A 22,477-nucleotide genomic window follows, 5' to 3' on the forward strand; every position below is an offset into this window, starting at 1 on the left:
TGAAGGAGTAACGGTATGAACGGTGGATTAGTTCGATTACGTGAAGTGTTGGCAGATATTACACCTTCGGAGCGTAAAGTAGCCGAGTATATTTTGAGCCAACCGAAGCAAATGATTGGGATGTCTGTAGCACAATTGGCCGAGCACAGTGGCGGTAGCCAAGCGGCAGTTATACGTCTTTGCAAGTCTATGGGTCTTAAAGGTTATCAAGAGCTTATGCTCAAAGTAGCTGGCGATTTGCAGCAGGATGCAGGTACAGCAGGGTATCAAGAATTTCGACGTGACGATACGATAGAAATGATTATGGAGAATGTGTCGAACAACAATATTCAGTCGATCCGCGATACATTGAAAATACTAGAACCTGAATTAGTGACGAAAGCGGTAGAGGCGCTGCGACACGCGAAGCGCATTTATTTTTACGGTATTGGTGCTTCCTATTTGATCGCTTTGGATGCACAGCACAAGTTTCTTCGGATTAATAAGACGTGTTTTTCTTTTGCAGATGCCGATATGCAGCTGATTTCATCGCTGATGCTGACGGAAGAGGACGTAGCGGTCTGTATCTCTTATTCAGGAGAAACAACGGCTGTTGTTGAGTGTACGAGGCAGGCTAGAGCGCAAGGAGCAACAACGATCTCGATTACGAAATACGGAACAAATGCCGTGAGTTCACACGCGGATATTCCGTTATTTATTACATCAACCGAGAATGAGATTCGCAGTGGGGCGACCTCTTCTCGCATTACTCAGTTGAATGTGATAGACATTTTGTATCTAGGTGTGACGAGTCGAGACTATGATCAATCTCTTTTGTCGTTGGATAAGAGTAGAGAACTGATTAAGAAGATGAAGAAGCAGTAGTGGGTTGTAACACACCCTGTACGTAAATAAAAATCGTCACGTTCAGAATGATATACAATGAGGGCTGTTCCAACTTGTCAGTAATGACTTTGGGAACAGCCTATTTATTTTATATAGCACCTAAAGGAACTCTTTCAATCGATTTAAGAAAATGTTAAGTTTTTCCTACTTTTTATTTTATTAGTTTTCTCTATCTTATACCTAGGAACAAAAAATTCATAAATTCGAAGGAGAATTAGTATGAAAAAAAACCGTAAAAAAACATCCGTACGTTTGGCAGCTTTAGGATTGGCTACTGTAATCTCCCTTTCTGGAGCTTTAGTAGTAAGTGCAAATGAAAACGAGAACCCAACTCAAAAGACTGTAGCTCAAAACAATGAACTGTATGCAGGAACTTACAAAAAAGTCTCAGCTTCCGAAGCCCTTGCCGACAAGGATGTGAAGGCAAAAATCGATCAAGTCTATGCCCAGTTTCCAGAAACAAAATCTTATGAGATCGATGCTTATGAAGATGTAGTTTCAAAAAGTGACAGTGAGTATGATAAGTATGTGATTAGACTTGAAGAAAAAGATGGAGCGAACTTTTTCCACTTTGCAGTTGATTCGAAAACGGGGAACTTTAGCTATACCATACAATCATTGGATGCTTCTACAGTGCTATCATACCCAAATGTAAAATCCGGGGTAGATAAAATCCATGTCTCGCTTCCAGAATTAAAATCCTACGAGATTTCAAGTGCCTATGTTATAGACAACTTTGCAAGCAATTTTAGCAGATATAACCTTACGTTTACTAAAAAAAATACTGGACACTCTATCACTATTGGAATAGATGGGAAAACGGGAGATATTATCCCGGAGAAATAAGAAAGTTAATCCGCTAGCTTTGTTTGTAGGAAGTAGTGTTGTAGACTGAGCCTTTTGAGATACCAAAGGTGTTTTGGAGTGAGGCTATCTAAAAAGTCGGCTTAGACCGATTTTCTAGATAGCCTCTTTACGTTTTATCCCTACCATATGAAGCCCTTCTCGACCCCGGTTACCGCTACGGCTAAAGCTAGGATTGGTTGTCCGTCTAATAGCAAAAGGACGAAAATAATGTGTTAGGCTGGTATATTTGTTACTTGCTTCTCACTGTTACTTGCTAATAGAATGTAAATTCTTGATTGGGGCGAATATCATTGTTCCAGCACCGACACCAGCTTGAAAGTTTAGGAGATTCATCATGGACTTTGTATTGCGGTTGGTATGAATTCCTTGTCTATTTACCTGAGTTGCAGCTAAAGTTTCCGAGCTTTCTTTATTTTCGCCGTTCGGTTGCTCTGTACTTTGTTTTACTTCGGCCAGCAGAATTTTGCTGCCATCTGCTTGAACGAGGTATTGTCGGACATATCCGCCTTCTCTCGCTGTAACAAGCTTCCCTCTTTTTTCATTCTCTTTTTCTTCTTTTTGTTCTGCTTCTCTAAGGGAGGTTTCGAAACTATCGCTGCCTAGTTTTCTGCTTGTATGTGGACTGCTTTGCAGTGGTTTGTAGTGGGAGTCGATTCGCATGTTACAATAGTGCCTCCTTTATTTATTAATCCTATATTTGTAAATCCTATTTATTATAGTTATCGGCTTCAAACCTATGTAAGTTTATATATTGCCGTTGTAACATTAGTATGCTTTTCCATTCCGTTCATGTAAAATGATAGGCATCACAAATACATAATTACTCGCTAGAAAAAGAGGAGGCACAATGTTGCATAATTTGGTGGAGACTCAACTAAATGAGGAACAACGTACTCATTCTGCACTTCCTGCGCATCCTGATAGATATTCTCGACAAGAGCGTTTTACCCCAATTGGAGTAGAAGGTCAGCAGCGACTGAAGCAATCTCGTGTCCTTATTATTGGAGCAGGTGCGTTGGGATCGGCTACCGCTGAAATGCTCGTACGAGCTGGTGTCGGACGAGTCACGATCGTGGATCGAGACTATGTTGAGTGGAGCAATTTGCAGCGGCAGCAGCTATATACGGAATTTGATGCACGCGATAGGCTGCCGAAGGCGATTGCAGCTGAACAGCGTTTAAAGGCTATTAATTCGGAAGTAGAAGTTATCGGCATCGTGGGCGATGTTACATTATATGAATTGAATGAATGGGGCGCAGAACATGATTTATTCATGGATGCGACGGATAATTTTGAAACTCGAATGCTGTTAAATGATTATGCATTGAAGCATGGAGTTCCATGGATCTATGGCGCTTGTGTCGGTAGCTACGGGATGACGATGATGATAGAGCCAGAGGTTACACCTTGCTTGCGGTGCCTCATGGAAAGTGTGCCTGTCGGTGGGGCAACTTGTGATACCGCGGGTATTATTCCGCCTGCGGTGCAGATGGTTGTTGCTTATCAGACGGCTGAAGCGTTGAAGTGGTTAACAGGTAATCATGATGCCTTGAGGAGAAAGCTAGTATCCTTTGATCTGTGGACGAATCAATATACATCCATTGATGTTCGTTCCGCGAAGCGGGAGGATTGCCCATCTTGCGGAACAAACGCGACTTATCCGCAGTTGGAGGGGATGAACCAGCGTCGTACAGAGGTGTTGTGCGGCAGAGATACGGTGCAAATTCGCCCAGCCCAGCCAGTTCCTATGGATTTGGCGGCTTTGGCAGAGCGCATGCAAGCTGTGCACGATATGGCCGTACACAGCAATGCATATCTGGTATCGATTCAAGCGGATGAACAACATCGCCTGGTTGTGTTTAAGGATGGTCGCGTACTTGTGCATGGGACGAAAGAGCCCGTTGTGGCGCGTACACTTGTAGATCGATACATTGGCTAGTGCCAGTAGAGATCTCAGTAAGAAGCGATTCTTTGTAATTACGAACGGTAATAATCAGGATTTAGCAGGTTGTATTCTAGTCTTGTTTGTGTAGGTCGGCATGGTCCGTATGGTTAGCATTGTCAGCATGGTTGCGAGCAATTGGGTTCCAGTTCGGTTGATCAACCCAGAAGCTCCCATCGGACATTACTTCCTTTTTCCAGATCGGCACGATTTGTTTCAGGCGGTCGATAGCATAACGGCTTGCTTCGTAGCAACTAGCACGATGGGGCGCCGATACGGAGATAACGACACTTGCTTCACCAATACCGACAGTACCTAAACGGTGGGTGATGGCAGTGAGTGTTCCTGGCCAACGTGTTTCAACTTCGTCGCCAATCTGCTCCATGACTTGCAGCGCCATGGGTATATAGGCATCATATTCTAGCGTTAATGTTTGCTGATTGCCTGTTATTTCACGGGTCGTTCCTGAAAAGGTAATGGTAGCACCGTGATTCGGATGGGACACTTGGCGTTCAACTGCTTGGGCGTCGATCGACTGACGAGTTAGGCGGAAACGACCATTTGTGCTAGAAACGTCGTTATGGTTTGCTTGCGATACATCTTCCTCTGGCTGCGCATTTCCTTGTCCTCCAGAAACAGGAGGAATGATCGCAAGTTCATCTTCAGGTGTAACGATGCTATCATCTGGTGCGTACTGTTGATTGGCTGCCACGAAAGAGCGCATGATTAGCTCAGCTGCTTCTGGGTATTGCGCTGCTAGTGTTTGTTTAAGTTCAATGACACGTATAGTGTCGCTATCCGAGGGCAGCAGTAGTTCAGCTCGTCCAATACGTTCAGCGATGCTAGCAAAGCACTGGATGCGATAGTTCATGTTAGTTCCTCTTTTCTGAGCGTGTTGTGGCGTTCCTGTTCCTCTCTATATTTTAAAGGATATTGACATGATAGAGAAGGTGGAGAGTGAACTAGATGGTTAGGTGCTTTGAATATTTTTTCATCTATGATGTTTGATAGAGTTATATGGATGTTGATGTTCAATTGAATATTGGATGAGGTATAGCACCGTTGTAAATGGTGGTGCGAATGTGAAGTGCACATGAAATCCCCGGGTCATTCGCACCATATTTCTTCCATATTAATTCCATTTAAGGGAGTGTTACATGTTTGTATTGTGAAATAATTGGTTTTTACATACAATTTAAGTGATTACTTTGATATGGACTAGGAATGTTTGTTCTAATTTGTCTCAAAATCGCTGTCACATCCTACACGGATGTGTAGATTGAAACGTGCCTGTGCTGACTTAACAATCGTCTTGTTCGTGAGTATTTTTGTGAAAAAACTGGACAACCATAGCGGTTCTTAGGGGATTATCAGGGTGAAAAGTAGTGACGACAATAAAATCACTAAACCACTAAATCATTAGGATGTTAATCGACTAATGTGAGGTGGCTTTTTTGTTGCTCAAATTCGCAATAATTAACTGACAAAACTCTTATCATTTTATTGTTTTCGATTAACTATATAGTTTGATATATTGAATACTGGTAAAATTATGATATAATGAATTCTCAGGTTTCCCCGAACCCCATAAACAAAATTGCCTCGAAACGAATTTTGAGCTTAATATTCTCTTCCCCTTCTTAGATATTTATAATTCCCTTTGTTTTAAAATAATAAAGGATGTGAATGTAAGATGAAAGTTTCACTTTTTTCACTTGCAGACATGATCAGACATTACAGATTAAAAAATAATTTAACACAACACGATGTGGCAATTAAAACAAACATGACTACGGGGGCAATTTCCAAGATAGAAAATGGAAAGACTAAACCTGAGTTTCAAAATATGAGAGCTATTGCTTCTGTATTAGAAATACCTTACAATAAGTATATAAAAATATATATTGATCTTGAGAAAAATTCAGATACTATATGTGATATTTTTAATGAATGTATAACCCTCCATGATGACACCTCAACTCTCATACCTAAAATAGTCACCAAATACCTTGAGCTATCTTCAGATACTTATGATGCAGTGGAACAAATTTATAATGTTGCCACTAGCATGAATATTCAAATTCCGTCAGCTACTAAACTTTCAATTTATAAAACAATTATCGATTATTCCCGAAGTCATGGTATTATGCTTTTTTTGGCAAGAGCGCTTTATCAAGAATATCTTATCGAGAGAAATGACAGTTCAAAACTTAAAGAAACCTATCAAGCAGGAAGATATATTCTGAAATATATAGAGAAACTTTCTCCAGAAGAATTTATTTCTCTTATTTATGCTCTTGCAGTACACGCTTATGCGTTACAAAAATATGAGGATGTTATTCACTTCTGTAAACTTATTATTAATAATGAATATGCTATAGACATTTCAGATAAGAGAATATTTGCTCTAGGAATGTTGCGAGATTCATACTACTATTGCGATAATATTAAGTTAGCAGAAGAATATTTTCATCAGTTAAAAAAACACTCATCTACAGATGAATCAGATAGTGATAAGTTGTTTATAGCTGTTATTAATTACAAAAAAGGAAATGTAGACCTTGCAAAAAAGCAATTTAAAGAATGTCTGAATGAGTGTGCGGAGGACTTTGTGCCTTATGTAACAAATGAGTATATTTCCTTTTTACTTCAAATTGGAGAAATCTCTAAAGTTGAAGAGATACTTCCAGAGCTAGAGCCTAAAATTAATGATTTAACGCTTTCAAATCCACTTGAAAAAAGGGAGTTAGCTTGGTTTTACAAGCTTAAGGGAGATTATTATTCCCGCATAAATGACGTCAACAAAGCATTAAATAACTACATAGACAGTGCGTTTGAATATTCTCAGATAGATGACATCAATAATGAGCGTAATTGCTTAAAGTTGATGTATGATCTATATAGAAATAATAAGATTATGGTAGATGCAAAGACAACAGAGAAGGTAAAAAAGGTAAAAGGGAGGAAGTAAAAAATGAAGCAGAATGGAATTAAATTTATTATTGCTCTCTCTTTGATTTTGCCAATAGTTTCAAATGTTGCTGGCGAAATTACACCAGCAGGATGGCCGTATCCATGGATAGTAAGCAAGTGAACTATTTACAGGTTCTTCTCCCGACAGACACTTTTAAAAGTGTCTGTTTTTTATTCCTAAAAAATATATAAATAATCACTTCAGGAAATATTAGTTATAATTCAATTAGGGGAAGAACCTGATTGATGGTGAGCGAATAAGGGGAAGTTCGCTCACCGATGTACGAATGTGTTAATTGAAGGTGATGTATATTGCTTGAAGATATCGAACGTTTACGCTTTCGATTAAATGAAGCGTATAAAAAAGGCTTAGAATTGACCGATGGTAGGATGCTAGCTATGAGTCAGGACTTAGATAAGTTATTGTTAAAGTATCAAAGGGAGAGCCTTCACAATGAAGTTAAAATTGAAGCATTTACGTAAAGACGAATTTGCAGAAGCAAATATACGTCTAGTATGTAGTAAGTTAGTAGGAGAAGAGATTAAGGACGTGGATTTAACCAATAAAACCCTTTATTACACTAGGTGTGGTTGTACTTACAAGAAGTCATATTACAAACGTTTTGAGTTTCAAGAAACATTTATTGATGTGTTTGCTTGTTCATGTGGAGTGTGGACAGTTAATCAAATGAAAAGTTGGTAGAGTGAAAATATTTGACATTTATGGAAAAAAAAGATCAATAATTATGTGAGCATATGAAAGGGGTGAGAATATAAGAAAAAATCTATTATTGGTGATTTATAAAAACAGTAATATCCTACATCAATCACAGCAATTAACCAGATGAAGGCAGGCTGTGAAATCGAATATAGTAGGGGTTAAAGCCCATAGACAAATGAGCAAGCCTCTCATGGGACAATAATAACTCTGATATTATCGAACCATTAAGAAAAGCAGCAAAGCATTAATTATTACCTTCTTGTTTTATAACTTATTCACAGAGAGATAACCGTATCAAAAATTAATCTTGCTCACTTACAAATCTTCATTAAATAAACTCAAAAAACAAGGAGCCTATATTATGAAGTTCTTAAAGCCGATATTATCCATTTTATCAGTGGCTGTAGTTTTTTGCATTACCCCAATAAATTCTGTAGTGTATGCTGCAAATATGACAAGTGAAACTTCAAACTCTAACTTTAGCGTATCAGTACAAAATGATAATTTTAAGTCTGATTATTTTTATGCACCTGTACCTTTAACAGAAGAAGAAAAGGCTGCGGCACTTAGAGCGCCTGTTAATCCCTTCGTTACTGTTCCAAGTAAGTCACTAAAAAGTTCAAGTGATATCTTATTTGCTGAGCCTGCAATATATTATGAATTTACTTTTTTAGGCAAAGATCGTAGTATTACATCTATAGATTCAGTTAATATTACAGAAAAATCAAACGTCTATGTTTCACTTGTACAGTGGTCTCCTTCTTCCTCAGCTCATCCTAAGTTAACTTATACTTTAAAGAACGCAAACACGGGGAGAGAGACTGATCCTATCACAGTAGAAAAAACGTATACTTCGGAAAACACAGGTATAAGCTGGGGGAATGTACTTCCTGGTAAATATCACTTAGTTATTAAGAACATTGGTAATCACGAAGCTGCTGGGAATGGTTTTGCAAACGCTTATAAAATCAATTAAATGGAACAAGGAGGAGTTATGAAAAATAAAATTGTATGGAGTTTTGCGGTGTGTGCCGTAATTGCAGGAACAAGTATTGCTTTTAACAGTCATGCAAGTTTGAAAGAGCCTGTCGCTGCTGTGACAGTAGATGGTAGTATCATGCACCCTGGTTATCCTAGTCAACATGAACTTATACCTGATCCGAATAATCCGCATATGTACGCACCTGTAGAACTTACCCCCGAAGAGATCGACTACACTAACAAACGGATGGCAGCTATTCTTAATGATCACGGAGCATTTTACAGAGTGGCTGAACAAGATTACTCCATAAGTGAAGACGAAACAGTCCGCAGTATGGATGAAATCACAGCAAATACAAAGCAACTTGTTCTTGATAACGGTGTTTTTGTTAAGCGTCAATAGATTTTTTAATTTGATGGCTCAATTGTTCAAGAACCTTGGATTGTAAAAAACAATAAGCTAACAGTATGAAGAAGAGTTTCACAATAATCATTTAGTAAAATGTATTGTAAAAAACCGTTTCCCTTAATCGAGAGACGGTTTTTTATTTCAAGTGAAGTCAACTAGATATAATGTGACACATCATATGTCGGATGACAAGAACATAGCGACATTATAAATCGCGTAGAATGCGGTTTTTGTTTTATGTTGCCACAACAGTATCAATTGGGCTGGAAATTGTATTGAAATTCACCATATTAAATCGCAAGAAAGATATGGAGACCACAGTTTTAATAATTTAATGCCATTGCCTTTCAGATTCCATAGAGGGGGAGTTTCGTCGTGGTGGATAGGATATTAAAGAATATACGGGGGAGAGTACGACGATGACCGTAGAACAGACGATAAATTCATTACGTGAGCTATATGCACATGGTACACGAAAAATTCAATGTAATGAAGGATATGTGTATGATAGCGAACTTAAATTTTACGATCCATCCTCTGATAATGATATTTCTCTTCTACTAGAGTCATATTCTCCTTTGCCCGAAGATTATCTAAAATTCTTATCTATTACAAACGGCTTTAGACCATTTTCGAATGTTGAATGTTCTGGTGAAATTGAAATTTTCTCAATCGATGAAATTTTAAGCTCAAACGAACCTTATGATGATCCCACAAAGGTCATAGTAGCATGTGTATATAACGATTATTTCATTATTGACACAGAAGCAGTTGCTCAAGGGAAGAAAGACTACATGTATCTACTTGAAGGCATTAGCGATTTTGATGATGCACGTTCACTGTATTGTGATTTTCAGACTTGGTTAGATAGATTTGTCATGGCTCAAGGAAACAAGTACTGGACGTGGCGGGTAGAAGATCGTAAGTTTTAAAGCAAATGTGAAGGGAAGCCTTGGTATTAAAATAAAGGAAAGAGGACGAGAAAACTACTTTGTTGTTTTTCCTAATATTGGAGTTGGTATATGAACAAAAAAAATTACTTCCTAATTGGTTTGACTCTACTGGCACTTTTAGTCTCAGTATATTTCAATGTGACTCAGGCGGAAAAATTAAAAACTGCAATCAGCAAGAATAATTTACTCCATGCAGATTTCGTGCAGGCTATTAGCATGATTAGTTTGGGGATAACTGAAGCACAACCTCCTGATATAGTTTCAATTGAACATGCATATAAAATGTTCGCTCTTGCTGATTATACGTCCTATGACAAACAGGTGATCAATCAGTACACGAGAATACTTCCAGGAATATTACGAGATATGAACTACTTCAAGAAACCGATTCGACACGCTACAGAAATAAAAGAGCAATTACGGCTGTTAGCAAATAATCCAGTTAAACAAGAAGCCATAAATGAACTTATGCGACTTGTGGAACTAGATGAAGGTGCAAGTTGAATTTACACAGCTATTAATTATGTATCAAAATCCTGATTATGGTGGAGAGGCGTATTTTCAAAAAGAGCTAAAGGTATGGATGTAGCTTCCTTTGAAAAGAAAATTAAAGAGTCTGCAAAAAATCCAAAATCGCCCCCATCTCGTATAGATAAAAATCAAAGTTTCAGCGTTAAGGAGCAACACGATCTAGATCGTAATGTGGCGGAACAGGCAAGAAAACGTATAGAGAAAGACAATAAACAGTAAAAGCCTGAGCAATACAGAAGAAATAGTCATTGGTCATGCACTGGTATGTATTGAAACATAAATTTTGCTTCATTTTAAATAATAAAAAGATGTCTATCCTTACACGTGGGGTAGGCATTTTTTATGCCACCATTTATATTAAAATAGCCGTTCGTATCGTAAAATTTACTTCATAGGATGCTGCAAGGAAGTGTTATGCATACTTTGTTAGAATGTGATGTTTAGACAGCTGTAAAGTACCCCCTTTGCTTCCTCCTGCGATCCAATAATATAGGATTTAGTAATAACATTCCATTCGCTTCAGGATACAGATTATCTAGCTGCACATAGAAGACAAGTCGTAAACCCAAATTACTAAGGAAATGAAATAAATCAGTAGGCTGTGAGCAAGTGGAAGAAAAAGCACCTCAATTATTATTGTCAGAAGATGAATTCGTAGAGTTTTTTTTTGAAAAAAGAGAGTAATGGAGATACGATTTCACAGGTGCTTGATTTCTTAGAAAAAGATATCCTATCTCTAAGCAAGTTTATTAAAATGCCCATAGAAAACGTCATGCAGAGTATAGAGTTAGAGCTAATTGAGTTATTGAAATATGACAAGAAAGAGAAGAGTTGAATGAGTACTATAATAGCTGATAGTAAATAAAGCAGGAGCTTATATAAGGTCTCTTCTTTTATTAGTGGCTCCAAATATCTGTATAAAGATATTTGCTATTGGTGAGCTAAACAATATAATACAGCTCATCAATGAATGTATTGATGAAGGTTTTAAAAAGTATTTCTTAATCAATGGATTGGATGTTACAGATGGTGAATGATTACCTATGTGAGGGTATGGAGGAATCAGTTTTAGAAGTGTGCAGTATGAGTTGTAGAAGCATGGGGACAATGCTTACCAGACAAGCCGCAGCTTACAGGCTTGTGAGAGTGAGGCAAGACATAAGTGTGATACAGAGTCTGAGCGTACATTGCTCAGTTGATATGATTCTTGGTTACAGTATGCCAAATAAAGAAGATAAGTAGCCTGCGATTGAAACATTATATTGGGGAAAAGCTGCTCTAATGAGTGGCTTTAGTTTTATATGGGGATTTTTTTCTTTCGGGACATTTACCATAATGCGAAAGTGTACAACACATCTAGACAGCTAATAAGTGGGGAATTTGTAGGAGTTTTATGGTTATTGTTGGATCATATGATAGAATATAACTAGAGATAATACTTTGGGAGGGTGTAGCTGTGAAAAAGAAATTACAAGTTTTTGTTTCTTCTACTTATGAAGATTTAAAGAAAGAAAGACAAGCTGCTGTTCAAGCAATCTTAACTTCGGGTCACATCCCTGCTGGAATGGAGTTATTTTCAGCAGGAGATGAAACTCAAAAAGAAATTATTAAAAAGTGGATTGATGAATCAGACGTTTATCTACTTATACTCGGTGGTAGATACGGTTCGATAGACAACTCAACGGGCAAAAGTTACACCCATTGGGAGTATCAATATGCAGGAGAAATAAGCAAGCCTAGATTTGCAGTAGTCATTTCTGAAGGTGCGTTAGAGGGTAAAATTAGAACTGAAGGAACTCAAATGATGGAGAAATCCAATCGTCAATTATATGAAGAGTTTCGTAAGGAAGTTCTTGGTAAGATATGCAAAATTTTTAATGATGAAAGAGATATTGAGCTTGCTGTTTTTCAAAAGATGGGTGAATATGTCTCACGAGAAGATTTGAAGGGATGGGTACGCGGGAGTGAAGTTCCAGATCTTTTGGGAGTTTTTCAAGAGCAATTAAAACTAAATTCCGATAATGCAAAATTAAGTGCAGAGGTTACTATTCTTAAAAAGCAGTTACAACAAAAACAAGCAGTAGAAATGTTTGATGGATTAACTTTTGAGGAGTTACAAGAAACATTATCAAAGATAAAAATTGAATTTCCAAAAGAACTGTCATCAAAAGAAAATTTATCAGCTAAGAGCATCCTTAATTTGTTTTTCATTTTAAAGGATGATTTTGCAACGGGGATTACTAATCAGGCCAATATTAGTGAGGCGCAAAGTTTTGTTTATTATTCGATTGCGCCTCGATTAATGACATTTAAACTCCTAGAGAAAGTCAAAGTAGCAGGTGTAAGATATGAAAAAATTCAGATGTCAAATCTCGGCTTCAAATTTTTAAAGATGCTTGAAATACACATGATATCTAAGGAAACATCGGAATCTCCTGCAAAGGGTGGAAAAGGTTCTTTGAAAACAGACGATGATGTAGGTAAATCATCAGCACCAAAGAAGACAACGAGGAAACCAAGAAGGGCTACAACTGTAAATGAATGATTACTTATAAAGAGGTGCTTAATAAAAGAGAAGATAAATTTGTTAACGGGACGAAGATGAGTGCATGGTTCTGCGGCATGTAACCTGACTGGAGTGGGAAAATGAAAATAAAGATGAGTCTCTTAGATAACGCGTACGATTATTTACATAATTCTTTATATCATTATCACCTTGCTACCCATGAAGATTATCCTGATGATTATAAGCGATTTTGGAAGTTTTCTATTGTTAGTATAGTGCAGTCGGCAGAGTTAATGTTCAAAGAAGTATTGAAAAGAGAGAATGAATTTTTGATTTATGAAAATATTGACAAACCCAAGAATACGGTATCTGTTAGTACAGCGATCCATCGACTAAAGAATATAGTGAAAGTTGATATAGATGATAGAGATGAAATAGTAATTAGAAGAGCCATTGAACTTCGGAATCTTATTACTCATTTTGAATTAGACCTTGATATTATTGAACTTTCGACTATATATACTGTAATCTTTGAATTTTTACATTCTTTTCACTTTAGATTTTTAGGGGAAGAACTGCATGAATACATACACCAGGAATACTGGGAAGAGGAAGGATGTTTAATCGAACAATTTAGAAGTGAATTTATTCTCTACAATGGTATTAATGTCCGTAAAAACTACCCTATTCAAATTGCTGAGTCTCAATTGTTCCCATTTTTTAAGATTGAAGGTATTGAGCATAAGAGAGTGAAATATGGGAAGGAGCCTAGATTTACAGGGTTTAATCAAATCTGCCCAGGATGCGCAGTAAAGCAAGGATATTATCATGTCTTTTATTGCGACGATGAAATTTGTCCTAAATGCGGCGGGCAAGCTATCACTTGTTCCTGTGAAGTATATAAGGCTTTTTATGAGGATGATGAGTAAGAAGCGTAAAGTACACTTAGCAAGTGCCAGTAGGACAGAATCTTTGACCACTAAACTCTAAATGTTGTGAGACAACTATAAAATTAAAGTTAAGCACAATATAATTAAAGGTAACATCTTAAACATTTAGTGGATAAAACTCTGTGAAACAAAGATTGTATCCATTGCAGCAAACAACATTGTTTTGATGAAATAGCAGTGTTTAAAGTACTGAACTGACTTAACAGTCGTCTCGATACTGTCACGTCACATCCTGCACGGATGTATGGGTTGAAAGATGGCTGTGGACATAATATCAGCAGCTTTGGCCAGTCACATCCTACACGAGTTGTTCTTCGGTTCTATGTATTTGATATGTTTAGTCATTAAATTGTTTTCGCTGTCTTGGTAGTTTTTAAAGCCGATATTCTAGATAATTCAACAAGGTGATGGAAAAGAGTTTGATAACCTTATTAATATATTCGTGTTGGTGCCAACCTGAAGTACACATGAAATCCCTAGGGTATTCGCACCAGCGTAGTGTTGCAGGATTTAAGTAGGTTTTCTTATTTTTGTAACATGAAAAGTGGAATGAAAAGCGAGATTCGCACTTTTGGACCTCCGAGCCCTTATGCAGCAGGGGCTCAGAACGGTCGTTGTCACTCTCTATACGAGAGTGTGGATTGAAACACATACACGGTTGTCAGCGTAATTCCCGATTTAGCTCACTCTCTACACAAGAGTGTAGAATGAAAGGGCTGAAATCTATTTCCGATGCTACTCAACAAAAAAACACTGAAGCCGTATGTTGGCTCCAGTGTTTTTATATCTACTATGGCTGCAGCGCCAGCTTGAACTGTTCAGTCAGGAGCGGAACCACTTCAAACAAGTCGCCCACAATCCCGTAGTCGGCAATTTTAAAAATAGGTGCTTCTGGGTCTTTGTTGATCGCAATAATGACCCGGGATGAGCTCATGCCGGCGACATGCTGAATCGCACCGCTAACGCCGCAGGCGATATATAGCTCAGGCGTTACCACTTTGCCAGTCTGCCCAATTTGCAGGGCGTAATCGCAATACCCTGCGTCACATGCACCGCGGGAAGCGCCAACCGCACCGCCTAATACGGTAGCCAATGCCTCCAAGGGCTTGAAGCCGTCCGCACTGCGAACACCGCGTCCGCCTGAAATGATCACTTTTGCTTCGCTCAAGTCAATTTTCCCAGACGTGTTGCGCACAACATCACGGATGATCGTTTGCAGTGTAGGCTGCGAATAAGCAACCGCTTCCGTTGTTGCAGTCCGTGTTGGATCAACTTCCAAAGGCGCGATATTGTTTGGGCGTACCGTCGCAATCCATGGGAAAGCGGTGAATGCTTTTTTCTCCAGCACTTTGCCTGCATAAATAGGGCGTGTGAACAATGCCTGCCCGTTATCATCAACCTCAATTGCTGTAATATCTGAAATTTGGCCTGTACCAAGCTCAGCCGCAATCTGCGGTGCCAAATCTTTACCAATGGCGGTATGTCCAAAGAATATGGCATCTGGTTGAACCGTTTGAACAACGGCTTGCAAAGCAGCAAAATAACCTTGTGGGTTGTAGTGTTCTAAGTCGGCATGCTCGACTGTATACACACGATCTGCACCGTAATGCGTCAGCTCATTCACAAATGATCCAGCAGTCGCACCAATAAGTACCGCCGCTACTGTTGTGTCTGCTCCTCCGGCTAGGCGCGCCGCGCTAATGGTTTCATAGGATACTTGGCGTAAGGAACCGCCTCTCGTTTCAGCTACAACAAGAAATGTTCTGGACATCCTGAAATCGCCTCCTTGGTATGCAAAGAAATAATAGTGAAGCTATGCGAACTTTAATTTGAACCGATACTCATACTCGTATATTTACACGTACTGGTATTCGTATTCGAAAAAATGCAGCTAACATAAATCGTGGAACTCACTTCTACTAGTGAAACTAGTGAGCACGCCTCAATTGAACCACTTTCAATCGATCAATTAGATGACCTTTGCTTCTGTACGCAGCAGACGGAACAACTCCTGTGCCTGCTCTGCGGGTTCACCAGAAATGATCTTGCCAGCTTGGCGAGCAGGGGGAAGCTGCAAATTTATACGCTCTGTACGTGGAGCAACAGCTCCAGCATCGAGGTTCAAATCGTCGAGAGATAGTTCGCGGAACGGTTTTTTCTTTGCTTTCATAATGCCTTGCAAGGAGGGATAACGCGGCTCATTCAAGCCTTGCTGTGCGGTAAATAGGGCAGGCAAGGGCAGCTCAATCGTTTCGAGATCACCTTCTGCGTCACGTTGAACGACCGCTCTGCCTGCGGAAATATCCAGCTTTGTAATGGATGAAGCGTGGGGTATGGCCAGCAATTTGGCCAGGCGAACAGCAACTTGACCGGCTCCGTTATCCACGGAGAAATTGCCTCCAAGTATGATATCGTATGGCTCTTGAGAGATAAATGCATGCAGCGCGAGCGCTACAGAGTGTTCATCATGACCAATGCGACTGTCTTGTATAAGTACAGCTTCATCCGCACCCATGGCGAGTGCGGTACGCAGTGCTTCTGCTGTTCGTTCAGGGCCAACCGACACGACGGTTACTTTGCCCCCTACATCGTCGCGAATTTGGATCGCTTGCTCTACGGCATACTCGTCATATGGATTAATAACAAACTTGACGCCATCTTCCACGACTGTGCCTTGTTCGACGACGATTTTTTCCTCCGTATCAAACGTTTGCTTTACTAAGACGATAATGTTCATCTTGTACTGCCCCTTTCATTCATAATGGATGAAATAAGAGAAAGCCGAGTAACCTCGCAGCAAATGCATCTAAGGAGAGCAACATCCAGTTACAAAGGCTGGAATGAAATGAAGTTATGTTTAAGAAACAAACAAACAAACAAACAAACAAACTTAAGCTTGCTCAATACCCCTAAAAAAGAAGTTAACTGTCCCATCAACTTGGGCGGATAGCGAGTATTTTCTGCCGGAAATCAGCCACGAGGTCACAACCTCATCCATCGCTCCAAATAGAAGCAACCGTGTCAGCTTAACATCAAGGTCAGGGCGGAAGAGGCCCTCCTCAATACCTTGTTGAAGCAACTGCTCGATTAATGTGATATATGGCTTAATTGCGCTGCCTATTTCTTTGCGCAGCTCAAGAGAGCTTTGGCGCAGCTCAATTTGAGTGACGAACGCGAGGTCGACATTGTTCTCCAGCTCTGTATAATGAATCTCGCACACCTTACGCAGCGCATCTTTCGCGCTCGTTGTTTGCTCGATAGTCGCATGGAATTTACTCACCAGCTCGCCTAGTTTCTCTTGAAACAGAGAGATGAGAATATCCTCCTTCCGTTTGAAATACAAATAAATAGTACCGTCAGCAACTCCAGCTTCCTTAGCTATCCGAGCAACTTGAGAGCGGTGATACCCGTGCTCGGCAAACACTTTTAAGGCCGCTTCGAGAATTTGGGTATATTTTTCTTTTTTGCTACTTGTCAATGGAATCACCTCGATGTTAGAATATGGCTAAATCATGAATGAATACTCATTCAGTTGCTGCTATCATAAAATACAAACTTTTCCTTGTCAATTACATTTGCGGCTTATTGGATAGGAAAGTGTGCATGAAGTTAGCTTTGTAGCTTTATGATGAAGGAGCAATTGGAAGCGCTTAATCATAAAATGAATGAGCATTCATTCGTTTTTTAGTTTTTAACGCAAGCATAAGTAGTAGCATTAGGTATGTACATCTAAGAAAGGGGTTGGTTTGAATGCCAGGAGCGTTCGTGCAATTGATGTTGTTTTTGGGCGTTACTGGGCTCGGCGTCTATTGGTTTTTCAAAGCGGTGTACCATCGTTACTTGTACGTTCAGTTAGGGCAGCCGACAGATTGGAGCGGACGGTTAAAGCACAATTTGCGCGAGTTTATGGGGCAAGTGTTCGGTCAGACGAAGTTAATGAAGGATCGTAAGAGCGGTATCATGCATCTTGTTGTTTTTTATGGATTTCTCATTTTACAGCTAGGTGCCATTGATATTATTTACAAAGGGCTAGTAGGGCACTCGCTGCCGATTCCGGGCTTTGCATACTTTGAGCTGCTGCAAGAGCTGACCGTAGCATCGATTCTTATCGCAATGGGCTATGCTGTTTACCGTCGTTACGGGGAGAAGTTGAAGCGACTTAAACGAGGCTGGAAGCCGAGTTTAGTACTTTTCTTCATCTATAGCTTGATGCTCTCTGTATTGTTCACACAAGCATTTGCTCGATTGCGTGAAGGGTTGGACCCATCTTGGCACGCACCTATATCATCACTCCTTGCAATGCCGTTTGAATGGTTAGGTATCTCCACAGGTGCTGCAACTGTTCTATACGTGATTAGCTGGTGGGCGCATCTACTCATTTTGCTGGCGTTTCTTGTGTATGTTCCGCAGTCCAAACACTTTCATCTTATTACGGCTCCGCTCAATATTGCGCTGCGACGTACAGAACCCGTTGGCCGATTGCGCAAGCTTGATTTGGAGGACGAAGAAGCGGAATCGTTTGGCGTTGGCAAAATTGAAGATTTCACGCAAAAGCAGCTAATTGATCTATATGCGTGTGTGGAATGCGGTCGCTGTACCAATGTATGTCCAGCTGCCAGTACTGGTAAGTGGCTGTCACCGATGCACATGATTACAAAAATGCGCGACCATTTAACCGAAAAGGGTGCTGCGATTACTTCAAAGTCTCCTTGGGTTCCTGCGTTTGCTTTTTCAGGTGTAACGACACACATGGTGCAAATGGAAGGGCAGCAGCTTGGAGCATGGAGCGGGCAAGGCATTACGGACATTCGTGCGACGATGCAAGCACAGGCTCAATCGTGGCTTCCTGTAGTCGATGGACGTGCACCGGGTCAACTAGACCTTGTCGGCGATGTCATGAGCGAGTCGGAAATTTGGGCATGCACGACGTGCCGCAACTGCGAAGATCAGTGTCCAGTCGGAAATGAGCATGTCGATAAAATTATCGATCTGCGCCGCTATTTAGTGCTTACCCAAGGAAGCATGCCGCATGATGGACAGCGTGCTCTACAAAATATTGAGCGTCAAAGTAACCCGTGGGGCATCAGCCGCAACGACCGTGTGAAATGGGTACAGGATGTTGATCCAGAGGGTGTACTGAAAGTGCCTACGGTTAAAGAAAACCCAGATTTCGATGTGCTGTTTTTCGTCGGCTCGATGGGTTCCTACGATAATCGCAGCCGCAAAGTAACGCGGGCGTTCGTCCGCTTGCTAAATGAAGCAGGCGTGAACTTTGCGATCCTTGGCAATGAGGAGAAAAATTCGGGCGACACACCGCGGCGCATGGGCAATGAATTTTTGTTCCAGCAGCTATGTGAAGAAAATATTAGTACGTTCCAAAAATACAATGTCCGCAAAATCGTGACAGCTTGCCCGCACACGTACAACACGCTCAAAAATGAGTACCCTGAATTTGGTCTAGAAGCCGAAGTGCTGCACCACACCGAGCTGCTTGATGAACTCGTGCGAGACAAACGAATCGTACCTAAGCATCCCGTTAAGGAGCGTGTAACGTATCATGATTCCTGTTATCTGGGACGTTACAACAACGTGTACGATCAGCCGCGCGACGTACTGCGTGCCATTCAAGGTGTAGAGCTGCTGGAGATGGAACGTACTCGTGAAAACGGTATGTGCTGCGGCGCTGGCGGAGGCATGATGTGGATGGAAGAAACGGCTGGCAAAAGGGTGAACTTGGCCCGTACGGAGCAGGCGCTTGAAGTGAAGCCGACGGTTATTTCCTCTGCATGTCCGTTCTGTCTAACGATGATGGAAGATGGCACGAAGCTGCTGAACGCCGAGGAGAGCGTGCAAACGAAAGATATTGCTGAGCTGTTGGAGCTTGCTGTGTTTGGCCCTGTCTCGTCAGGAGATAAGGAAACTGTAACGGCATAGAATACACATTTAAAAACAAATACACACACTCAAAAATCAATTACTCCAAGGAAAGTAAGCCATTACATCGCACAAGTTATTTCTACTACTATGTGTACCTTGCTACCATGACTACTTTTCGCTACTTCATATAACTCCAACTAAGTGACAAGCTGCATTTTGTTTAGATTTTCACCATAACAGTAAATTACAGCATGCTGCTTCATCACTCTATTCATGACATGTCAATCTACACGATACTTCCTCATTTTCTATCACGATTTCGCAGCTTCTTTGTTGCTGCTCGTGTATTGAAATATCCAACATGAAACCTACATTTGCAAGCTGGACTACACACCATTTTCATTCAGCAACCATTTTATTTATCTAATATAAGCTCACCATTTTCGAACAGGAGGGTTTCCGAACATGGTCAAACCGATTCAGCAAGCCGCCGTAATTGGCTCAGGTGTGATGGGCGCAGCAATAGCTGCACATTTAGCAGGTGCAGGCATTCCTTGTTTACTGCTAGATATTGTCCCAACACAGCTTAGCGAAGAAGAAGCGAAAGCAGGTCTTACTCTAGAGCATCCTAAAGTACGCAGCAAACTTGCCACGACTGCGATTGATCGGCTCAAGAAAACGAAGCCAGCGCCGCTGTACAGTGAAGCATTTGCTACTCGCATTACGCCAGGCAATTTGGATGACGATCTTCACAAATTATCCAAAGTAGACTGGATTATCGAAGTAATTGTGGAACGTCTTGACGTGAAACGCCAGTTGCTGCAGCGAATTGAGCAGGTATGGACGCCAGGCACTATCGTTTCGTCTAATACGTCAGGTATTTCGATTAACGAAATGGTAGCGCCGTGTGGGGAAGCGTTCAAACGTCACTTTTTAGGTACACACTTTTTTAATCCACCCCGTTATATGAAGCTGCTAGAAGTTATTCCGGGGCAAACGACAGATCCTGAAATTACGAAGTATATGACGGCCTTCGCTGAAAAACGTCTCGGCAAAGGTGTTGTTGCCGCTAAAGATACGCCGAACTTTATTGCCAATCGGATCGGTACGTATGGGCTGCTCGTCACGCTGCACGAAATGCTGCAAAAAGGATATACCGTCGAAGAAATCGACGCGGTTACCGGACCAGCAATGGGACGACCGAAAAGCGCGACATTCCGCACGCTTGACCTTGTTGGTCTTGACACCTTTGTTCATGTGGCAGGGAACGTGCATAACAATACGATGGATGAGTCGGAAAAAGCGATTTTTGATTCGCCAAGCGTATTGCGCCGTATGGTGGAGCAAGGCTGGATTGGTGAGAAACAGGGGCAAGGGTTTTATAAAAAAGTAAAAACAGCAGCTGGAAAAGAGATTCAGGCGCTGAATTTGGCAACGATGGAGTACGCAGTTGCGCAAAAGGTGAAGGGAGCTTCGTTAGAAGCAGCTAAATCCGCAAAAGGTGCAGCAGCTAAAATAAAGGCGCTCCTTGGAACTGGTGATCGTTATTCGGAGCTGGCATGGAATGTCCTCAAGCCGGTACTACTATACTCCGCTAATAAGTTGGGTGAAATTGCAGATTCCATTGTTGAAATCGACAATGCGATGAAATGGGGCTTCAATTGGGATCTTGGGCCGTTTGAAATTTGGGATGCAATCGGTCTCGTAAAAAGTGTGCAGCGAATGGAAGCAGAAGGGGACATTCTTCCTGAGTGGGTTACAGCATGGATTGCTACTGGACATACGAGCTTCTACGTAAGAGAAGCTGGAAGCAGTGCCTTCTATTATGAGTGTGCTCTATCGGCTGTTGAAACTAGACCAGAGCATATTTCACTGCGTGCGCTGAAAGAGCAAAACCGTATTATATTGTCCAACTCGGGTGCAAATTTGATTGATATTGGTGACGATGTTGCATGTTTGGAATTTAGCTCCCCTAATAACGCCATTGGCGGAGACATTTTAACGATGATTCAGAAAAGTGCAGAAGAAGTACGTAACAACTATCGTGGTCTCGTTATTGCGAATGAAGGGAAACATTTTTGTGTCGGCGCCAACTTAATGCTGCTGTTAATGGAAGCACAAGATGGCGAATGGGATGAAGTAGATAGCATAATTCGATTGTTCCAAAACAGCATGATGGCCTTGAAACGGTTACCGAAGCCGGTTGTGGCAGCTCCTCATCAGATGACGCTTGGCGGTGGAGTTGAGGCTTGTATGCCAGCAGATAAGGTGATTTTCTCAGCTGAAACGTACTACGGACTTGTTGAAGTCGGAGTGGGTCTGATTCCAGCAGGCGGCGGTTGTAAAGAAGTTGCGCTGCGCACAAGCCGCTTAGTGAGCAATCCCGAGGTGGATTTGCAGCCGTTTATGAATGGCTACTTTGAAACGATTGGGATGGCGAAAGTATCGACGAGTGGTCATGATACGAAGCGGCTTGGCTATATGGCACCGCAGGACTCGGTTGTTATTAATACCGATCACCGTATTTATGAGGCGAAAATGGCGGTGCTGGATATGGATCGTGCAGGTTATGTTGCTCCAGTTGAGGAGCGTATTCGCGTAGTTGGTGAGCAAGGCAAGGCGGTAATGCAGCTCGGTGCATATACGATGCGCCAAAGTGGCTTTATTAGCGAGCATGATCAGCTTATTGCAAACAAACTTGCGCATGTATTGGCAGGAGGAAATGTGCCAGCAAATAGCTACGTATCCGAGCAATATATGCTCGATTTAGAACGCGAAGCATTTTTAAGTTTAACGGGTGAGCCGAAGACGCAGCAGCGCATGCAGCATATTTTGACGACGGGTAAGCCATTACGCAACTAGTAGAATTGGATGGAATTTCT

19 protein-coding genes and 1 pseudogene are annotated in these 22,477 nt (G+C 40.9%); 15 read left to right on the plus strand and 5 right to left on the minus strand.

Going from position 1 to position 22,477, the window contains the following annotated elements; all coding sequences use genetic code 11:
- Positions 1–15: 15 nt before the first annotated feature.
- Together IFO66_RS10000 and IFO66_RS10005 are read left to right on the plus strand one after the other, a co-directional pair.
- Positions 16–864, plus strand: coding sequence for a MurR/RpiR family transcriptional regulator (locus IFO66_RS10000; protein ID WP_144988106.1), 849 nt, complete (start codon positions 16–18; stop codon positions 862–864).
- A gap of 240 nt (positions 865–1,104) precedes the next feature.
- Positions 1,105–1,731, plus strand: coding sequence for a hypothetical protein (locus IFO66_RS10005; protein WP_192025006.1), 627 nt, complete (start codon positions 1,105–1,107; stop codon positions 1,729–1,731).
- A 267-nt stretch (positions 1,732–1,998) separates the two neighbouring features.
- Here the strand turns inward: IFO66_RS10005 and IFO66_RS10010 are convergent, their stop codons facing one another.
- Complete coding sequence (locus tag IFO66_RS10010; RefSeq protein ID WP_192025007.1) at positions 1,999–2,412, minus strand: hypothetical protein; 414 nt, start codon at positions 2,410–2,412, stop codon at positions 1,999–2,001.
- Positions 2,413–2,599: 187 nt separating this feature from the next.
- On the opposite strand from IFO66_RS10010, the gene IFO66_RS10015 reads away from it, so the two are divergent.
- A complete protein-coding gene (locus IFO66_RS10015) occupies positions 2,600–3,691 on the plus strand; it encodes a ThiF family adenylyltransferase (RefSeq protein ID WP_192025008.1) in 1,092 nt (363 codons plus the stop codon).
- 76 nt (positions 3,692–3,767) lie between these two features.
- On the opposite strand, the gene IFO66_RS10020 is transcribed toward IFO66_RS10015, so the two are convergent.
- Positions 3,768–4,565 carry a molybdenum cofactor biosynthesis protein gene (locus IFO66_RS10020; RefSeq protein ID WP_192025009.1) on the minus strand — a complete coding sequence of 266 codons (798 nt, stop codon included), beginning with the start codon at positions 4,563–4,565 and terminating at the stop codon, positions 3,768–3,770.
- Positions 4,566–5,387: 822 nt separating this feature from the next.
- Between IFO66_RS10020 and IFO66_RS10025 the strand changes: the two genes are divergently transcribed.
- The 10 genes and pseudogenes from IFO66_RS10025 to IFO66_RS10065 all read left to right on the plus strand — a co-directional run bounded on the left by IFO66_RS10025 (position 5,388) and on the right by IFO66_RS10065 (position 13,697).
- Entirely contained in the window at positions 5,388–6,665 is a 1,278-nt protein-coding gene (locus IFO66_RS10025) for a helix-turn-helix domain-containing protein (protein ID WP_192025010.1), read from the plus strand.
- A 314-nt stretch (positions 6,666–6,979) separates the two neighbouring features.
- Complete coding sequence (locus tag IFO66_RS24325; protein WP_192025011.1) at positions 6,980–7,150, plus strand: aspartyl-phosphate phosphatase Spo0E family protein; 171 nt, start codon at positions 6,980–6,982, stop codon at positions 7,148–7,150.
- A gap of 599 nt (positions 7,151–7,749) precedes the next feature.
- Entirely contained in the window at positions 7,750–8,364 is a 615-nt protein-coding gene (locus IFO66_RS10035; RefSeq protein ID WP_192025012.1) for a hypothetical protein, read from the plus strand.
- Between the two features lie 18 nt (positions 8,365–8,382).
- Positions 8,383–8,772 carry a hypothetical protein gene (locus IFO66_RS10040; RefSeq protein ID WP_192025013.1) on the plus strand — a complete coding sequence of 130 codons (390 nt, stop codon included), beginning with the start codon at positions 8,383–8,385 and terminating at the stop codon, positions 8,770–8,772.
- Between the two features lie 256 nt (positions 8,773–9,028).
- Positions 9,029–9,172: pseudogene (locus IFO66_RS24330) on the plus strand (HNH endonuclease signature motif containing protein); the annotation flags it as partial.
- 25 nt (positions 9,173–9,197) lie between these two features.
- Positions 9,198–9,710, plus strand: a complete 513-nt coding sequence (locus IFO66_RS10045) for an SMI1/KNR4 family protein (protein WP_192025014.1) — start codon at positions 9,198–9,200, stop codon at positions 9,708–9,710.
- A 90-nt stretch (positions 9,711–9,800) separates the two neighbouring features.
- On the plus strand, positions 9,801–10,235 hold the full coding sequence (locus IFO66_RS10050) for a hypothetical protein (protein ID WP_192025015.1): 435 nt from the start codon (positions 9,801–9,803) through the stop codon (positions 10,233–10,235).
- 75 nt (positions 10,236–10,310) lie between these two features.
- Entirely contained in the window at positions 10,311–10,481 is a 171-nt protein-coding gene (locus IFO66_RS10055; protein WP_192025016.1) for a hypothetical protein, read from the plus strand.
- A gap of 1,237 nt (positions 10,482–11,718) precedes the next feature.
- A complete protein-coding gene (locus tag IFO66_RS10060) occupies positions 11,719–12,807 on the plus strand; it encodes a DUF4062 domain-containing protein (RefSeq protein WP_192025017.1) in 1,089 nt (362 codons plus the stop codon).
- Positions 12,808–12,908: 101 nt separating this feature from the next.
- Positions 12,909–13,697 (plus strand): hypothetical protein, encoded by a 789-nt coding sequence (locus tag IFO66_RS10065; protein WP_192025018.1) that lies wholly within the window; start codon positions 12,909–12,911, stop codon positions 13,695–13,697.
- Between the two features lie 811 nt (positions 13,698–14,508).
- On the opposite strand, the gene IFO66_RS10070 is transcribed toward IFO66_RS10065, so the two are convergent.
- The 3 genes from IFO66_RS10070 to IFO66_RS10080 form a co-directional block, all read right to left on the minus strand.
- The gene (locus tag IFO66_RS10070; RefSeq protein ID WP_192025019.1) at positions 14,509–15,489 is read right to left on the minus strand and encodes an electron transfer flavoprotein subunit alpha/FixB family protein; all 981 of its coding nucleotides are present in this window, start codon (positions 15,487–15,489) and stop codon (positions 14,509–14,511) included.
- Between the two features lie 198 nt (positions 15,490–15,687).
- Positions 15,688–16,455 (minus strand): electron transfer flavoprotein subunit beta/FixA family protein, encoded by a 768-nt coding sequence (locus IFO66_RS10075; RefSeq protein ID WP_192025020.1) that lies wholly within the window; start codon positions 16,453–16,455, stop codon positions 15,688–15,690.
- 153 nt (positions 16,456–16,608) lie between these two features.
- A complete protein-coding gene (locus IFO66_RS10080) occupies positions 16,609–17,196 on the minus strand; it encodes a TetR/AcrR family transcriptional regulator (RefSeq protein ID WP_192025021.1) in 588 nt (195 codons plus the stop codon).
- A 272-nt stretch (positions 17,197–17,468) separates the two neighbouring features.
- Between IFO66_RS10080 and IFO66_RS10085 the strand changes: the two genes are divergently transcribed.
- Positions 17,469–19,652 (plus strand): (Fe-S)-binding protein, encoded by a 2,184-nt coding sequence (locus tag IFO66_RS10085; RefSeq protein ID WP_192025022.1) that lies wholly within the window; start codon positions 17,469–17,471, stop codon positions 19,650–19,652.
- 408 nt (positions 19,653–20,060) lie between these two features.
- Positions 20,061–22,457: a 3-hydroxyacyl-CoA dehydrogenase/enoyl-CoA hydratase family protein gene (locus IFO66_RS10090; RefSeq protein ID WP_192025023.1), complete on the plus strand. Its 2,397-nt coding sequence runs from the start codon at positions 20,061–20,063 to the stop codon at positions 22,455–22,457.
- Positions 22,458–22,477: the final 20 nt, after the last annotated feature.

This window comes from Paenibacillus arenosi (genome assembly GCF_014841135.1).
Taxonomy (GTDB): domain Bacteria; phylum Bacillota; class Bacilli; order Paenibacillales; family Paenibacillaceae; genus Paenibacillus_B; species Paenibacillus_B arenosi.

What these genes read in the sequence shown, in the direction of transcription:
- IFO66_RS10000 (WP_144988106.1), top strand. Translation starts at nt 16, where the DNA reads ATGAACGGTGGATTAGTTCGATTACGTGAAGTGTTGGCAGATATTACA.
- IFO66_RS10005 (WP_192025006.1), top strand. Translation starts at nt 1,105, where the DNA reads ATGAAAAAAAACCGTAAAAAAACATCCGTACGTTTGGCAGCTTTAGGA.
- IFO66_RS10010 (WP_192025007.1), bottom strand. Translation starts at nt 2,412, where the DNA reads ATGCGAATCGACTCCCACTACAAACCACTGCAAAGCAGTCCACATACA.
- IFO66_RS10015 (WP_192025008.1), top strand. Translation starts at nt 2,600, where the DNA reads ATGTTGCATAATTTGGTGGAGACTCAACTAAATGAGGAACAACGTACT.
- IFO66_RS10020 (WP_192025009.1), bottom strand. Translation starts at nt 4,565, where the DNA reads ATGAACTATCGCATCCAGTGCTTTGCTAGCATCGCTGAACGTATTGGA.
- IFO66_RS10025 (WP_192025010.1), top strand. Translation starts at nt 5,388, where the DNA reads ATGAAAGTTTCACTTTTTTCACTTGCAGACATGATCAGACATTACAGA.
- IFO66_RS10035 (WP_192025012.1), top strand. Translation starts at nt 7,750, where the DNA reads ATGAAGTTCTTAAAGCCGATATTATCCATTTTATCAGTGGCTGTAGTT.
- IFO66_RS10040 (WP_192025013.1), top strand. Translation starts at nt 8,383, where the DNA reads ATGAAAAATAAAATTGTATGGAGTTTTGCGGTGTGTGCCGTAATTGCA.
- IFO66_RS10045 (WP_192025014.1), top strand. Translation starts at nt 9,198, where the DNA reads ATGACCGTAGAACAGACGATAAATTCATTACGTGAGCTATATGCACAT.
- IFO66_RS10050 (WP_192025015.1), top strand. Translation starts at nt 9,801, where the DNA reads ATGAACAAAAAAAATTACTTCCTAATTGGTTTGACTCTACTGGCACTT.
- IFO66_RS10055 (WP_192025016.1), top strand. Translation starts at nt 10,311, where the DNA reads ATGGATGTAGCTTCCTTTGAAAAGAAAATTAAAGAGTCTGCAAAAAAT.
- IFO66_RS10065 (WP_192025018.1), top strand. Translation starts at nt 12,909, where the DNA reads ATGAAAATAAAGATGAGTCTCTTAGATAACGCGTACGATTATTTACAT.
- IFO66_RS10070 (WP_192025019.1), bottom strand. Translation starts at nt 15,489, where the DNA reads ATGTCCAGAACATTTCTTGTTGTAGCTGAAACGAGAGGCGGTTCCTTA.
- IFO66_RS10075 (WP_192025020.1), bottom strand. Translation starts at nt 16,455, where the DNA reads ATGAACATTATCGTCTTAGTAAAGCAAACGTTTGATACGGAGGAAAAA.
- IFO66_RS10085 (WP_192025022.1), top strand. Translation starts at nt 17,469, where the DNA reads ATGCCAGGAGCGTTCGTGCAATTGATGTTGTTTTTGGGCGTTACTGGG.
- IFO66_RS10090 (WP_192025023.1), top strand. Translation starts at nt 20,061, where the DNA reads ATGGTCAAACCGATTCAGCAAGCCGCCGTAATTGGCTCAGGTGTGATG.